The following is a 13,622-nucleotide window of genomic DNA, read 5'->3' as shown; positions in this document are numbered from 1 at the left end:
ATTATTACGACGGCGTCACAAGCAGTTAGACTCGGTTGTTGGGTTTCATTGAGCCCGACCACATCCTTGTACTTTCTACTCAGGAGGACGCTTGCTAAGCGCATTCGGCCGGGCGTTTCGGACGCCTGATTTGCGACGCAAGTTGTTGTTCACGCTGGGAATCATCACAATCTTCCGCTTGGGAGCTTTCATCCCCTCGCCTGGTGTGAACTACCAGAATGTCCAGCAATGCTTGAACAACGGTGACACCTCGCAGGGCATCTACCAGCTGGTGAACTTGTTCAGCGGCGGCGCGTTGCTGCAGGTCTCGATCTTTGCCCTGGGCATCATGCCCTACATCACGGCGAGCATCATCGTGCAGTTGCTCCGGGTGGTTATTCCCCGGTTCCAGCAGTTGTACGAGGAGGGCTCATCGGGCCAGTCCAAGCTGACGCAGTACACCCGGTACCTCACCATCGCACTGGGCCTGTTGAACGCCACCACCCTGGTGTCCTTGGCCCGTTCCGGTCAGTTGCTTCCTGGCTGCAACCTGCCGATCATCCCCGATGAAAGCATCATCACCACCCTCCTGATCATCATCACGTTGACAGCGGGCACGGGCTTGATCATGTGGATGGGCGAGCTCGTCACCGAGCGCGGCGTCGGCAACGGCATGTCGCTGCTGATCTTCACCTCCATCGCTGCCGGCTTCCCCCGCTCACTTGGTTCCATCTGGGAGACCAAGGGCCCGGGAACGTTCTTCATCGTTCTTGCCATCGGCCTGCTTACCGTGGCCCTCGTGGTCTTCGTTGAGCAGTCGCAGCGCCGTGTCCCGGTGCAGTATGCCAAGCGCATGATCGGTCGCCGCACCGTGGGCGGCACCAGCACCTACATTCCCATCAAGGTGAACATGGCCGGCGTCGTGCCTGTCATCTTCGCTTCCTCCATGCTGTACCTGCCCGGCTTGATTTCGCAGTTCAACCAGCCGAAGCCAGGGGAGCAGATGGCCCCGTGGGTTGAGTGGATCAACAACAACCTCACCCGTGGCGACCATCCCATCTACATGGCGCTTTACTTCGCCATGATCGTGTTCTTCACCTACTTCTACGTAGCCATCACCTTCAACCCTGAAGAAGTGTCGGACAACATGAAGAAGTACGGCGGGTTCATTCCGGGCATCCGGGCGGGTAAACCGACCGCGGACTACCTGCAGTACGTGCTCTCCAGGATTACTTTGCCTGGAGCCCTCTACCTGGGCTTCGTGGCGTTGATTCCGCTGGTTGCACTCGTCCTGATCAATGCCAACCAGAACTTCCCGTTCGGTGGCACGTCAATCCTGATCATGGTGGGTGTTGGCCTGGAGACCGTCAAGCAGATTGATGCGCAGCTACAACAACGTCACTACGAAGGGCTTTTGCGATGACGAGAATGCTGATCATTGGACCTCCCGGTTCGGGCAAGGGTACACAGGCTGAGCGGATTTCCGAGCGCCTCGGCGTAGTCGCCATCTCCACCGGCGACATCTTCCGTGCCAACGTCAAGGGCGAAACCCCCTTGGGCATCGAAGCCAAGAAGTACATGGATGCCGGCGATTTCGTTCCGGACAGCGTTACGAACAACATGGTTCGTGACCGCCTGAGCCAGAGCGACGTCGAGAACGGCTTCCTCCTGGACGGTTACCCGCGCACCACTGCGCAGGTTGACTACCTGGACCAGATCCTCGCTGAAGGTGAGCAGGAGCTCGACGTCGTGCTCCAGCTGACTGCGGACGATGAAGAACTGGTTGCCCGGCTTTTGGGCCGTGCCAAGGAGACCGGCCGCTCGGACGACAACGAGACCGTGATTCGTCACCGTCTCGACCTCTACCACGAGCAGACCGAAGCCGTTGTGGCGAAGTACGCCGAACGCGGCATCCTCACCAAGGTGGATGGCATCGGCGGTATCGATGAAGTTACCGACCGCGTGCTGACCGCTATCGAGTCGGCCAAGGCTGTCTAGGGTTTTCCACATAGCCGGGCAACCGGAACTTGAGTGAAGGGTGTGTCCCGTACCATAGGTGCGGGACACACCCTTTTTCGTTGACGCGGCACATCCTTGGGGGAATCGCATGCAGACAGCTCTGTCGGGACGTAGCCGGATTTCGGGGCTTGAGGTTTACCTGCCGCCCACGCGGCTGGACACTGCCGCCGTCGAACGCCGCATCGCTGATTCCAGTCCCGGGTTCCGGGTCCCGAAAGGCCTCATCGGCCGGGTCACGGGGATCCGTTCCCGGAGTGTCATGTCCGCGACGGAGCAGGCCTCCGATCTGGCGGCCAACGCTGCTGCCAAAGTCCTGGCCGAATGTGGACTGCAGGCACCTGACGTGGATCTGCTGGTCTTCGCCTCTGCCAGCCAGGACATGGTTGAACCGGCCACAGGACACATGGTGGCGGCGAAACTGGGACTTTCGTGCCCGGTGATGGACGTCAAGAACGCCTGTAACAGTTTCCTCAACGGTATGGAGGTTGCCGATGCGTTGATCGCCGGAGGGCGTTACGCGAGGGTTCTGGTGGTCACGGGGGAGTCGCCCTCCCGGGCGGTGCGGTGGTCGGTACCGGACTTCCCCACGTTCGCCTCCAGCTTTCCCGGGTACACCATGAGCGACGGCGGGGCAGCAGTGTTGCTGGAAGCCGCGGTTGAGCCTGGCTCAGCTGGGGGCGGGGCGGCCGGAATCCTGGCCATGGGCTTTACGGCGCGAAGCAGCCATTGGTCAGTAGGTACCTTGGCGGCGGGAGGTTCGGCGTTCCCGCGTGATCCCGAGGCCAGCTATTTCAGCATGGACGGGGAAAAGCTCAAGGACGCGTTCCTGGACCTCGGTTCGGACATCCTTGATGAAACGCTCGCGGAAATGCACCTCGCATGGACGGATTTTGCCGTGGTCTGCGTGCATCAGGTCAGCGCACCCTACCGGCAGATTTTCGCCGAAGGAGCCGGCGTTCCTCCGGAACTGCTGGTTCATTCCGTTGAGGACTTTGGCAACCTCGCCTCTGTCAGCCTTCCCCTGCAATTGAAGCTTGCCGTGGACAGTGGCAGGGCTGGTCCCGGTGACCTTGTGGCGTTGGTCGGTTTGGGTGGCGGCGTGAGCCTGGGCATGGCGGTGGTGCGGCTATGAACGCGGAGTTGCATGACAGGCTATCAAGCACGGCACCCACCCGGTCCTTGTGCGTGGCCATGCCGATGCTCAATGAAGAGAAGCTGGTACGGCAGGCACTGGACTCCTTGGCAGCACAATCTTTTCCGGACTTCACCGTGGTAGTAGTGGATAACGGCTCCACGGACCGCAGCTGCGACATCGTGGCCGGCTTTGCGGCGGAACATCCGCGCATGGACATCAGGTTGGTTCACGAAAGCCAGAAGGGCACGGGTGCGGCAGCTGATTCCGGTATGCGCTTTGGCGTGGAACACGGTGCGCGGTGGCTGGCCCGCACCGACACCGACTGCCTGGCCGCGCCTGACTGGACCGCGCGGATCATGGCTGCATTTAAAGACGGCCTGGAGCTCATCGCCGGACAACTGAATCCCCGCGAGGACGAGGGCATTACCTCCCGTGAACGGCTCATGATGCTGTTGGCCGTCGAGGTAGCTTCGTTCTTCGGCCGGATCCGGCCCGGCAACAAGGGTGAGGGGTACTTGGGTCCATATCAGATGCTCCCCGGTTGCAACATGGCCATCACTGCCGACATGTACCAGCGCTCAGGCGGTTTCCCCAGAAGCAAAATCGAGGACCTCCATGAAGACCGGGCCTTGTCCAACCGGGTACGGAAGCTGACGCGGAACTACGCCCTCAGACGCGATGTTGTGGTGTTTGGTTCCTCCCGCCGGGTGAAGGCGTGGGGGCTGAAGAACACGCTGGCCTGGTATGCGGACCACCGCTACCGGCCCGAACACGTGGATATCCGGTGACGCGCGGATTCCAGGAGACCAGCGCGCGGGCCGCGGCGCGCAAGATTCCGGCGAACCCGGCGGCAAACCGCCAACAGAACACTGCGGAACGCTGGGAGCGCCGTGTCCATCTCGGAGCCCACCCGGTGTTGTATCCCATCATCCGCGGACTGGGCGGACTCCGTCCGGTGCTTCGCATCCCCGGGCTGGGTGTACTGGTCAGCGAAGCGGGACTGGTACGCGAGGTCCTGATGAGTCACGACGCCTACGTCAAGAACGGCCCATCAGGCTCGGGTGCATTGTGGACTCCCGTTGTAGGGCCCAAGGCGCTGGTGAACATGGACGGTGAGGAACACCGGCTACTGCGACGCCGTTTGGGTGACCTCTTCACGCCCCGCTCCGTGGAAGGCATCGTGGAACCGGCAGCGGCCGCGCTGAAGTCGCGCGTGCACGAAGAACTGGAAGCGCGCGGCCGCGTGGACCTGGTGGACTGCGTGAAAGAACTGGCCGGCGGCGTCATTTCGCGCCTGCTGGGGGTTCCCGAACATGCCCCGGGAAGGCTGGCAGACAGGGAGCTCTTCGACCTGGGGTCCTCCATTTCGTCGCTTGTCCGCCTGGGCCGACCGACGCTCACCGCAAGGCAAGTGGCCAAGGGGCGATCCGCCGTCGACGTGCTGGCCGGACCAGTCCGGGCGGCCTACAGGGAAAGCGACCCCGATACCTTCCCCGGCAGGCTCCGCGAACTCGGCATGTCCGAGGACGAGGCCATGGGCATCATCAGTGCTTTCGTGATGGTGGGCACAGAAACCCTGGTGTCGTTCGTGCCAAGGCTGGTGGCGTTGCTTGCCGACAGTGGACGGCTCGGTGAACTGGCCGCGGACCGGTCCGCTGTTCCGGCCGCAGTCAACGAGGCCTTGCGCTTCACGGTTCCCTCACCGATGATGCTGCGGGACGCAGTGGTTGATGGATCACTAGGCGGCACGAAGGTCCTCGCCGGGGACAGGATCCTGCTCTCAACCATCCATGCCGCCAAGAGCCTGGGTGGCTTTGATCCGGCGCAGGCAACACCACAGCAGGCACGTCAGCTGTGGTTCGGTGCCGGACCGCATTTCTGTATTGGCATGCCGCTTGCCATGGCAGAAATCAATACGACGCTGGAGCTGCTGCTGGACCTGTATGCACAGCGGCCCTGGCACATTGCTGCCCGCCAGGTCAGCAGGGGAGTGCTGATTCCCGGGTACCGGAAGTTGGAGCTGGCCCATGCCTGATGAAACACCTGGGCAATCCTTGGTGACCCGGGATTTGATCACTGCAGTCTATGCCTCGGCGGATCGCGTTCCCGACCGTCCCGCCATCACGGCGCCGGGCAAAAGACAGCCTCCGTGGGCGCGATGGGGAAACGACTGCGTCCGGCCCGGCCGTACCATCACGTACCGCGCGTTGGTGGACGGCATTGAGGCCACGGCCCGGCGTTTACAGGATGACGGATTCGGGACAGGGGAGCGGATGCTCTTCTCGGTCCGGCCCAGCCCCGAAGCGTTTATTCTGGCACTCGGAGCCGTGAGGGCGGGTGGCTCCGTGGTGTTCATCGATCCCGGCATAGGGCCTGCGCTTTTCCGCGACCGGGCAGAACTCGCTGCCCCGCGCTGGGCCGCATCGGAATCACTTCTGTATGCCATCAGTGCCAAGAGCCCGCTTCGCCCCATCGCACGCGGCCGCGGCCTGCTCCTCCCGGACTACGGGGCAATGGACGTCCGCCACTACTACTCCGGGCCGTGGCTCCCGGGCGTACCCCGCGGTGCCTCACCGGTCAAAGGGCTTGCGGCACCGCTTCCCCAGGGGCAGGACTCCGCCGGACCCACGGAAACAGTGACCGAACAGGAGGCGGTGATCATCTTCACCTCCGGCACCACGGGCGCACCCAAAGGGGTCATTCATACGAGGGGATCCCTGGCCGCAGGCTTCGGGCAGTTATCGACGCGATGCAGCTTCGGTGAGGGCGACCGGATCCACTCCGAGCAGCTCATGATGGGCCTTCCCGCCTTGATCGCCGGTGCCCACTGGACCATGCCCGGTTATGGTTTCTCGGCACACATTGACCCGCTACGCCTGGCAGGCGAGTTGGGCGCCGTTGCCGGGAAGGAAGCGTCGTACGACGCCGCCACCCACCTTTTCCTGGTGCCCTCACAACTGGCACCCATCCTGGATGCCATCGAAGACGGTTCCGTCACCCTGCCCGCGACGCTGAGGACGGTGATGCTGGGGGCCGCGCCCATCCTGGCACCCTTCCTTGAACGGGCAATGAGGCTCATGCCCGGAGTCGGGTTCAAGCTCATCTACGGCATGACCGAGGTACTGCCCATCGCCATTGCCGATGGCCGGGAGAAACTGGCCTTCGCATCCGGGGCCGAAGCAGAGTTCACCGGGCCCGATGGCAGCGGTGAAGGCGACTTCCTCGGAGAGCCGCTGCCCGCCGTCGGGATCCGCGTAGCAGTCGACCATGAGCTGTTCGCCCGCGGGCCGAACATGTGCCTCGGCTACTTGGGCGAGGACCCGATGGTGGAGCACGCCACTGGTGATCTGGTACGGCTGGACCACGGAGGAACCGGTGCGCCCAGGCTGGTCATGATCGGACGAAAGAAGGACATGATCATCCGGGGTAAGACAAACATCTACCCGGCGTTGTATGAGCCGGTCATCGCAGCTGTGCAAGGGGTCCGGAATGCCGTCATGGTGGGCGTACCGGACAGCATCGGAGATGAAGCGGTATGGCTGGCGGTGGTCCCTGAACCCGGCGGGCCCGCTGCTGCGCTGAAGTCCCGGTTGGCCAGGGAATTGCCGATGATCATCGATGAGTCCGCCCTTCCGGACCACATCGAAATCCTGGAATCCATCCCTTCCTCCGGCAGGCACCGGAAGCCTGACCGGGTGGCCCTGCGTGGGATGTTTGCCGCGCGGCGGGACCCAGGGGCGGACGCATGAGAATCGCTGTAACCGGCGCCACGGGGTTCATCGGTGGGGCCGTGGCCAACGCTGCCGAAGCCCGGGGCTGGGAGGTCGTCCGGTATGCCCGACGTCAGGGGAAGGGCTTGAGTTACTGGGACCTGGCCGGTCTGCCACCCGCTCGTATTCCGCACGTGGATGCGGTTGTCCACGCCGGCGCCCATGTGGCCGACTGGGGAGACACTGCCGTCTTTCACCGGGCAAACGTCGAAGGGACCAGGGCCGTTGCTGAAGCATTCGCAGGGACACGCCTGGTGTACATCTCAAGCTCCAGCGTCTATCCCTGGTGGGAACCGTGCGTGGACCGTGCTGAGGAAGAGGTGGCTGCGAGGCACCTGAACGCCTACGGACGCAGCAAGGCGCTCGCCGACGTCGAAGCGAGGAGACACGGTAATGCCCTGGCACTGCGCCCCCACGCCGTTTACGGGCCGGGAGATCGGACACTGTTGCCCCGTCTCGTCGGCAACATTCGTGGAGGGCGGCTGCTGAGCATCGGACACGCCGGGGTGAAGCATCAACTGACGCACGTGGACAACCTGACGCGTGCCATACTGGCCGCCTGCCAGTCGACGGTGCGCGGTGCCGTGAACGTGGGCGATGCCCGGCCTGTGGAGTTGGGGGCAGTGCTGCGGCAGGTGCTTGACGTTTCAGGCCACAGCGACGTCCCTGTCACCTATCTTCCGGAGCCTGCAGCCATGGCGCTCGCGGCCGTTTCGGAGGCAGCCTCACGGGTTACCGGCCGTGTTCCGAAGATTACCCGCTACGCCGTCAGCCAGGTGGGGAAGCAGCGGACGTACTGTTTGGACCGGCTGCGCGGAGAGCTGGGAATCGAGCCAATTTCGACCACAGTCGCGGATGCGGGAAAATGGTTGGAGCACGGGGCCTGATCGGTCCCAACAGCAACCTTCCAGAGGAGAACATGGCGTTCGGTCAGCCCCGCATTGAATATAAGAACAACGAGCAGATGCGTACGATGCGCCAGGCCGGGCTTGTCCTGAGCAGGGCACTCGATGCTGCCGTTGCGGCTGCCAGGCCCGGTGTCACTACCAAGGACCTGGACGACGTCTTTGCCGCGGTCCTCAATGACGCAGGAGCCAAGTCCAACTTCCTCGGATACCACGGATTCCCCGCGACCATCTGCGCCTCCGTCAACGAGGAAGTAGTCCATGGCATACCCGGTGGCCGTGTCCTGCAAGACGGAGACATCATCTCCATCGACGGCGGCTGCATTGTGGATGGCTGGCACTCCGACTCGGCGCGGACAGTGATCGTGGGCACCGCGGACCCGGAGGACCAGCGGCTTTCGGATGTCACCGAGGCCGCCATGTGGAGGGGCATCGCCGCCTTGGCCAAGGGCAAGTTCGTGGGTGACATCGGTAACGCAATCGATGACTACGTTTCCTCGGTCCCCGGCAAGCCCCTGGGCATCCTGGAGGACTACGTCGGCCACGGCATCGGTTCCGAAATGCACATGGCCCCGGATGTCCTGAACTACCGGACCAGCCACCGCGGTCCCAAGATCCGCCCGGGGCTGTGCCTTGCCATCGAGCCCATGCTGGTTCGCGGCGACATCGAAACTGCCACCCTCGACGACGACTGGACAGTAGTCACCACTGACGGAAAGCGTTCCTGCCAGTGGGAGCATTCGGTAGCAGTGCACGAAAAGGGCATCTGGGTCCTGTCCGCCCCCGATGGAGGCGCGGAGCAATTGGCGCCGCTCGGCGTCGTGCCTGTCCCCATCCCGTAACACCTCCAAAAAGAAGAGCGCGGCTACCGAAGTAGCCGCGCTCTTCCTTTGCCAGGAAGTGGGTCAGGACTTCAGCTTCGGCTTGACGTCCTTGGTGTAGATGCCCTCGAGCGTCTTCTTCAGCTCGGTCATGGTCGCCTGCACGTCGCCTTGCTGCGTGAGGATTTTGGCTGCGGACTTGGCCATTTCCTGGTCTGCGCCCGGCAGGAACACGCGGGCGTTGTCCTGGACCTTGGTGGCAGCGAGCTGGTCCATGGCTGTCTTGATCTGCGGAGTGGCCGCGAGGACAGAGGATATGTCTGCCGAGAGCCGGGTTGGCATATAGCCGGTGGCGGCGGAAAAGGCGGCAGTGTTCTCTGGCTCTGTCATGAACTTGAGGAAGGTTGCCGCGGCCAGTTGCTCTTCCTTTGTGATGCCGCTGGGAATGCCCAGACCCGCACCGCCGGTGGGGCAGACGCTGCTGGGGACTTCGGGGCCGCCGGGAAGGAACCCGACGCCCACGTTGAATTTGGCTGCCTTCAGGACCCCCAGGAGCGAACCCGTGGAAGAGATGGTGGACGAGGTGATTCCGGCGGCAAAGTCGTCGGCGGCTTCCTTGGAGGAAACACCGGCCCAGCCGTCCTTGTAGATGGAGTCCTGGGCCCACTGAAGGGCGGCCACGGATTCCTTGGAGTCGCAGGTGATGTCCCAGCCCTTGGACCAGGCGCCGCCCCAACCCCACAGGTTGTTCTGCAGAGTCCACCCGGCGTAGCCGGCCAGCGCCGGGTAGATGTAGGCGTACTGCGCGCCGGAGGTGGCTTTGAGCTTGGGAGCCCACTCCGCGAACTCCTGCCATGTGGCCGGTGCGCGGTCCGGCAGGCCTGCTGCCTTGAAGTGGTCCTTGTTGTAGTAGAACAACGGGGTGGAGCGGCCGTACGGAAGGGCCCACTGCTTGTCGTCGTACTTGTAGTCGTCCACCAGTGATTTCTGGAAGTCGTCGATCTTGATGTCCAGCTGCTTTACCAGGGGGTCGATAGGGATGATGCTGCCGTTGGAGAAGTAGCGGAACCACCAAACGTCGGAGAGCACAACCAGCCCGGGCAGTCCGGTCTTGGCTGCCTGGGACGTCTGGAACTTTTGCGCGATCTCCTCATAGTTGGCGCCCGCGGTCACCAGGTTCACCTTGATGTCCGGGAACTTGGCCTGGAACTTCTCGATGATCGCCTTTTCCACGTCCTGGGACTTCCCGGGGTGGTTCGTCCAGAAGTCGATGGATGCGGCCGGCTTGACGCCGCTGAAGTCGATCGTTGCGGTGTCGACGGCGTCTGCCGTGCCCGCCGTCGACGGCCCGCCGCATGCGGCGAGGGCCGCTGCTCCGGCTCCGAGGCCCGCCAATCCCAGGAAATGGCGGCGGTCAAGGTTGGTACGCATGATGCTTCCTCTCAATAACTGACTTTGATGCGAATGGTGTGGTGGAGAATCAACCGGTGACACTGCCTTGGGTCAGTCCGGCAACGATGTAGCGCTGGAGCGCGGCAAACACCAGCAGGATTGGCACGATCACCAGTACCGCGCCGGCCATGAGGATTCCCCAGCCGGCTCCGTTGCTTTCGGAGTTCTGGAGGAGGGTCAGTCCTACCGGAAGCGTCATGGTTTCGGGCCGGTCCGTGATGATGAGGGGCCAAATGTAGTCGTTCCATTCGCTGACCACGGTCACCAGCGCCACGGTGGCGATCGACGGGACGGACACGGGAACGATGATCTGCCACAGCCTGCGCCAGTGGCCGGCGCCATCAATTTCGGCCGCTTCAAGGATCGACGGCGGCAGGGTCAGGAAGTGTTGGCGCAAGAGGAACGTGCCGAACGCCGTACCGAGTCCGGGAAGGATGATGCCCCACAGGGTGTTCTTGCCGCCCATGCCGGCAATCAGGATGTAGTTGGGCAGTATCGACACCTGCGCCGGGACCATGAGGGCCACAAGGATCAGCACGAAGATCACGTTCTTGAACGGAAAGCGTACGAAGACCAGCGCGTAGGCGGTGAGGATCGCAAGGACCACTTTCACTGAGGAGCCCACCATGGTGACGATCAGACTGTTGGCGAAGAACTGCGCGAACGGGACGGTAGTCATGGCCGTGACGTAGTTCTGCAGGTTCAGTGACTCGGGAAGAATCTTGAGATCCATGGTGACGATCTCGCCGGGTTGCTTGAAGGAACTCAGGAGCATCCACAGCAGCGGCAGGAAAACCACCAGCGTGGCAATGATCAGCGGGACGTACCCTGTTGCCACTGTCTGGACAAGATTGGATTTGGACAGAGGACGCTCCAGTGGAGCGTTTTGTTGCGGCTCTTCACGCTCGACGACGGGTGCTGGGGCGCTCATGAATAGTGGACCTTTCGCTCAACGAACCGGAGTTGGAGGACCGTGATGACCAGCAGGATGGCGAAGAGGATCACCGAGATTGCGGCCGAGTAGCCCGCCCTGTTGTATGCGCCGAAGGCCTGCAGATACGCCTCATAGATCAGCGTGCTGGTGCCGTTGCCCAGAGGGGTCATGATGCGGATGAGGTCGAACGCCTGCAGGGAGCTGAGCATGGTGGTGATGAGCAGGAAGAACGTGGTGGGCGAGAGCAGCGGCAAGGAGATGTTGAAGAACCTTCGGAAACTGTTGGCCCCGTCCAGTGCCGCGGCTTCCATCACATCGCGGGGCAGGGACTGCAGTCCGGCCAGGAACACGACCGCGCAGTAGCCCAGGTTCTTCCACACGTAAACGATGATGACCATCACCAGGGAGAGCTGTGGATCGTTGATCCACTGGGGGCTTTGTTGGCCAAGCCCGCGGAGGATCCAGGCCAGCACCCCGTATCCGGGATCGAAGATGAACAGCCACACCAGGCCGACGCCGACGCCGGACAGCACGTAGGGTGCGAACACCGCGGACCGGGCGAATGTGGTACCCCGGACCTTGGAATTCAGGGCCAGGGCGACCAGCAAGCCAAGGACCATGGAGCCGCCAACGGTCAACACTGTGAAGATTGCCGTGGTTCCCAGCACCTTGGACGCGTCCTCACTGGTGAAGAACGTGACATAGTTCTGCAGCCCGACCACGGTGGCTGATGCCGAGCCAAGGGTCCAGTCCAGTGTGGAGTAATAGATGTTGTTGATCAGCGGCCAATAAGTGAAGGTGCCGATCAACACGAGGTTGGGCAACGCCATGGCCAGGAACACCACGAAATCCTTGCGGCTGCGGCCTGACCAGCGGCGTCTGGCCTGAGCGGGATTGGTTTTCGCAGCGGGTCCGCCGGGCGGGGCGGCGTCCGGCCGGGCTGACCGGTCAGCGGGCGTGGCGCTGCTGTTGTGCATCAATGGGGCAGTCATGTATTACTCACGGTTTCGGCGGATTGCGGGGCGCCTGCTCCCTGCCAGGGGCGGCGAAGACAGGCTTAGCTCACCACATTGGCGCTACTCGCCCCGGCCAAAACGGGCCTCTGTAGCGAGAGTTGTCTTACACTTCCGGACCCGTTTACCGTGCGTTACGCGCAAGTTCGTATTTGAGGCGCGGCTCCCACTTCCTCGCGCTGGCGGGGTGGAGAATGGATCCATGAACGCAATCACAGACGTGCCGGGGATCCGTGTTGGGCATGCGCAGAAGAACGACGCCGGCTGGCTGAGTGGCGTGACTGTGGTCCTTCCGCCCGTGGGCGCCGTGGGCTCCGTGGACGTGCGCGGCGGGGGCCCGGGCACGCACGAGACCGACGCCCTGGATCCAACCACTCTGGTGTCCACGGTTGATGCCGTGGTCTTGACCGGCGGCAGTGCTTTTGGATTGGCTTCGGCTACGGGTGCCCAACTCTGGTGTGAGGAACAGGGGCGCGGCTTCGCCGTTCCGGGAACTGTGGTGCCGATTGTTCCGGCCGCAGCCATCTTCGACCTCGGACGGGGCGGTGACGTCACAGCGCGGCCAAACGCGGACATGGGTTACCAGGCAGCCGCCGCAGCGTTCGCCTCAGGCGACCGTGCCGCCGTCGAGCGTGGAAACATTGGCGCGGGAACCGGTGCCGTTGTTGCCCGCGGACAGTTCAAGGGTGGGATTGGTACGTCGTCCATCACTCTTGACGGAGGAGTCATTGTTGGGGCCATTGCCGTGGTGAACGCGTTGGGGGCGCCGGTGTTTGGTCCTGCGGAGCCGCGACCCTCCGCGGGTGGGAAGTCCGAGCCGCAGGGCCTGAACACGACGCTCGTGGTGATCGCGACGAATGCTGTGCTCGATGTGGCTGAGTGCAAACGGACTGCCTCTGCCGGGCATTCCGGTTTGGCCAGGGCCCTGGACCCTTCCCATACCCTCGCGGACGGTGACACCGTTTTCGCTCTGGCGACAGGCGCCGTCGCTCTGGACCGCAGCACCGAACAGGCGCGGCAAGTATCGCTGATCACCCTCCAAAGCGCGGCGGCAGAGGCAGTCCGGCTGGCCATTCTGGACGGCGTTTTGGCGGCCGAAAGCGTCACGACGGCGGCCGGTCACTTCCCGGCCTATCGCCAGCAGGGGGAGTGACGGCAAGGGACACGTGCGCTACCATGGTCGGATTTAACTTTCCAGCCTGATTGGCGTAGAGTTATTTGTTGGTTGTCTGTGCAGCCGCGCCCTTTTTGGTGTCGTGGTTCCAAGGCGGTCAAGCAAACAAAAAACGTCCGCTGGATCTTCGGTGCCTAACCGGAGGACGGTGGCAAACAACAGTTAGCGGAGGATATGGCCAAGAAGGACGGGGTCATTGAGATCGAGGGCGTTGTGACTGAGGCGCTGCCCAATGCGATGTTTCGTGTTGAGCTCACCAACAAGCACGTCGTTCTCGCACACATCTCTGGGAAGATGCGACAGCACTACATTCGAATCCTCCCCGAGGACCGGGTAGTGGTTGAGCTGAGCCCATACGACCTCACACGTGGTCGTATCGTCTACCGCTACAAGTAAATTGCTGGGCGGCAGGCAATAGTG

Annotated in this window: 13 protein-coding genes; 10 read left to right on the top strand and 3 right to left on the bottom strand. The window is 62.9% G+C overall.

The window, feature by feature from the left end; translation table 11 throughout:
• Positions 1-91 precede the first annotated feature (91 nt).
• The 8 genes from secY to map all read left to right on the top strand — a co-directional run bounded on the left by secY (position 92) and on the right by map (position 8,650).
• Positions 92-1,402, top strand: a complete 1,311-nt coding sequence (secY, locus tag IEY62_RS02485; RefSeq protein WP_144659427.1) for a preprotein translocase subunit SecY — start codon at positions 92-94, stop codon at positions 1,400-1,402.
• Between the two features lie 5 nt (positions 1,403-1,407).
• Positions 1,408-1,977: an adenylate kinase gene (locus IEY62_RS02480; RefSeq protein WP_189014405.1), complete on the top strand. Its 570-nt coding sequence runs from the start codon at positions 1,408-1,410 to the stop codon at positions 1,975-1,977.
• Between the two features lie 109 nt (positions 1,978-2,086).
• Positions 2,087-3,130: a 3-oxoacyl-ACP synthase III family protein gene (locus IEY62_RS02475; protein WP_189013646.1), complete on the top strand. Its 1,044-nt coding sequence runs from the start codon at positions 2,087-2,089 to the stop codon at positions 3,128-3,130.
• The gene (locus IEY62_RS02470) at positions 3,127-3,921 is read left to right on the top strand and encodes a glycosyltransferase family A protein (RefSeq protein ID WP_229785004.1); all 795 of its coding nucleotides are present in this window, start codon (positions 3,127-3,129) and stop codon (positions 3,919-3,921) included. The genes IEY62_RS02475 and IEY62_RS02470 overlap by 4 nt, the downstream gene beginning before the upstream one ends.
• A complete protein-coding gene (locus IEY62_RS02465) occupies positions 3,918-5,168 on the top strand; it encodes a cytochrome P450 (protein ID WP_229785003.1) in 1,251 nt (416 codons plus the stop codon). The genes IEY62_RS02470 and IEY62_RS02465 overlap by 4 nt, the downstream gene beginning before the upstream one ends.
• Positions 5,161-6,882, top strand: coding sequence for a class I adenylate-forming enzyme family protein (locus IEY62_RS02460; protein WP_189013644.1), 1,722 nt, complete (start codon positions 5,161-5,163; stop codon positions 6,880-6,882). The genes IEY62_RS02465 and IEY62_RS02460 overlap by 8 nt, the downstream gene beginning before the upstream one ends.
• A complete protein-coding gene (locus IEY62_RS02455; RefSeq protein ID WP_189013642.1) occupies positions 6,879-7,790 on the top strand; it encodes an NAD-dependent epimerase/dehydratase family protein in 912 nt (303 codons plus the stop codon). The genes IEY62_RS02460 and IEY62_RS02455 overlap by 4 nt, the downstream gene beginning before the upstream one ends.
• Before the next feature lie 32 nt (positions 7,791-7,822).
• Positions 7,823-8,650, top strand: coding sequence for a type I methionyl aminopeptidase (gene map, locus IEY62_RS02450; RefSeq protein ID WP_189014399.1), 828 nt, complete (start codon positions 7,823-7,825; stop codon positions 8,648-8,650).
• Between the two features lie 63 nt (positions 8,651-8,713).
• Here the strand turns inward: map and IEY62_RS02445 are convergent, their stop codons facing one another.
• From IEY62_RS02445 to IEY62_RS02435, 3 genes are read right to left on the bottom strand one after another with little or no spacing between them, the layout of a single operon-like run.
• On the bottom strand, positions 8,714-10,060 hold the full coding sequence (locus tag IEY62_RS02445) for an ABC transporter substrate-binding protein (protein ID WP_189013640.1): 1,347 nt from the start codon (positions 10,058-10,060) through the stop codon (positions 8,714-8,716).
• A gap of 49 nt (positions 10,061-10,109) precedes the next feature.
• On the bottom strand, positions 10,110-11,012 hold the full coding sequence (locus tag IEY62_RS02440; protein WP_189013638.1) for a carbohydrate ABC transporter permease: 903 nt from the start codon (positions 11,010-11,012) through the stop codon (positions 10,110-10,112).
• Positions 11,009-12,007, bottom strand: coding sequence for a carbohydrate ABC transporter permease (locus tag IEY62_RS02435; RefSeq protein ID WP_189013636.1), 999 nt, complete (start codon positions 12,005-12,007; stop codon positions 11,009-11,011). Before IEY62_RS02435 ends, IEY62_RS02440 begins: the two co-directional genes overlap by 4 nt.
• Positions 12,008-12,230: 223 nt before the next feature.
• Here IEY62_RS02435 and IEY62_RS02430 point away from each other — a divergent pair, with 223 nt between their 5' ends.
• Positions 12,231-13,181: a P1 family peptidase gene (locus IEY62_RS02430; RefSeq protein ID WP_189013634.1), complete on the top strand. Its 951-nt coding sequence runs from the start codon at positions 12,231-12,233 to the stop codon at positions 13,179-13,181.
• 195 nt (positions 13,182-13,376) lie between these two features.
• Positions 13,377-13,598 (top strand): translation initiation factor IF-1, encoded by a 222-nt coding sequence (infA, locus tag IEY62_RS02425; RefSeq protein ID WP_011775571.1) that lies wholly within the window; start codon positions 13,377-13,379, stop codon positions 13,596-13,598.
• The last annotated feature ends 24 nt before the right edge of the window (positions 13,599-13,622 follow it).

This window comes from Paenarthrobacter histidinolovorans (genome assembly GCF_014647595.1).
Classification (GTDB): Bacteria; Actinomycetota; Actinomycetes; order Actinomycetales; family Micrococcaceae; genus Arthrobacter; species Arthrobacter histidinolovorans.
This window is presented reverse-complemented; position numbering and strand designations above follow the sequence as displayed.

Excerpts from the sequence above, each read along its gene's own strand:
- map (WP_189014399.1), top strand. The coding sequence starts at position 7,823 with ATGGCGTTCGGTCAGCCCCGCATTGAATATAAGAACAACGAGCAGATG.
- IEY62_RS02460 (WP_189013644.1), top strand. The coding sequence starts at position 5,161 with ATGCCTGATGAAACACCTGGGCAATCCTTGGTGACCCGGGATTTGATC.
- IEY62_RS02480 (WP_189014405.1), top strand. The coding sequence starts at position 1,408 with ATGCTGATCATTGGACCTCCCGGTTCGGGCAAGGGTACACAGGCTGAG.
- IEY62_RS02445 (WP_189013640.1), bottom strand. The coding sequence starts at position 10,060 with ATGCGTACCAACCTTGACCGCCGCCATTTCCTGGGATTGGCGGGCCTC.
- IEY62_RS02470 (WP_229785004.1), top strand. The coding sequence starts at position 3,127 with ATGAACGCGGAGTTGCATGACAGGCTATCAAGCACGGCACCCACCCGG.
- IEY62_RS02455 (WP_189013642.1), top strand. The coding sequence starts at position 6,879 with ATGAGAATCGCTGTAACCGGCGCCACGGGGTTCATCGGTGGGGCCGTG.
- IEY62_RS02430 (WP_189013634.1), top strand. The coding sequence starts at position 12,231 with ATGAACGCAATCACAGACGTGCCGGGGATCCGTGTTGGGCATGCGCAG.
- IEY62_RS02440 (WP_189013638.1), bottom strand. The coding sequence starts at position 11,012 with ATGAGCGCCCCAGCACCCGTCGTCGAGCGTGAAGAGCCGCAACAAAAC.
- IEY62_RS02475 (WP_189013646.1), top strand. The coding sequence starts at position 2,087 with ATGCAGACAGCTCTGTCGGGACGTAGCCGGATTTCGGGGCTTGAGGTT.
- infA (WP_011775571.1), top strand. The coding sequence starts at position 13,377 with ATGGCCAAGAAGGACGGGGTCATTGAGATCGAGGGCGTTGTGACTGAG.
- IEY62_RS02435 (WP_189013636.1), bottom strand. The coding sequence starts at position 12,007 with ATGACTGCCCCATTGATGCACAACAGCAGCGCCACGCCCGCTGACCGG.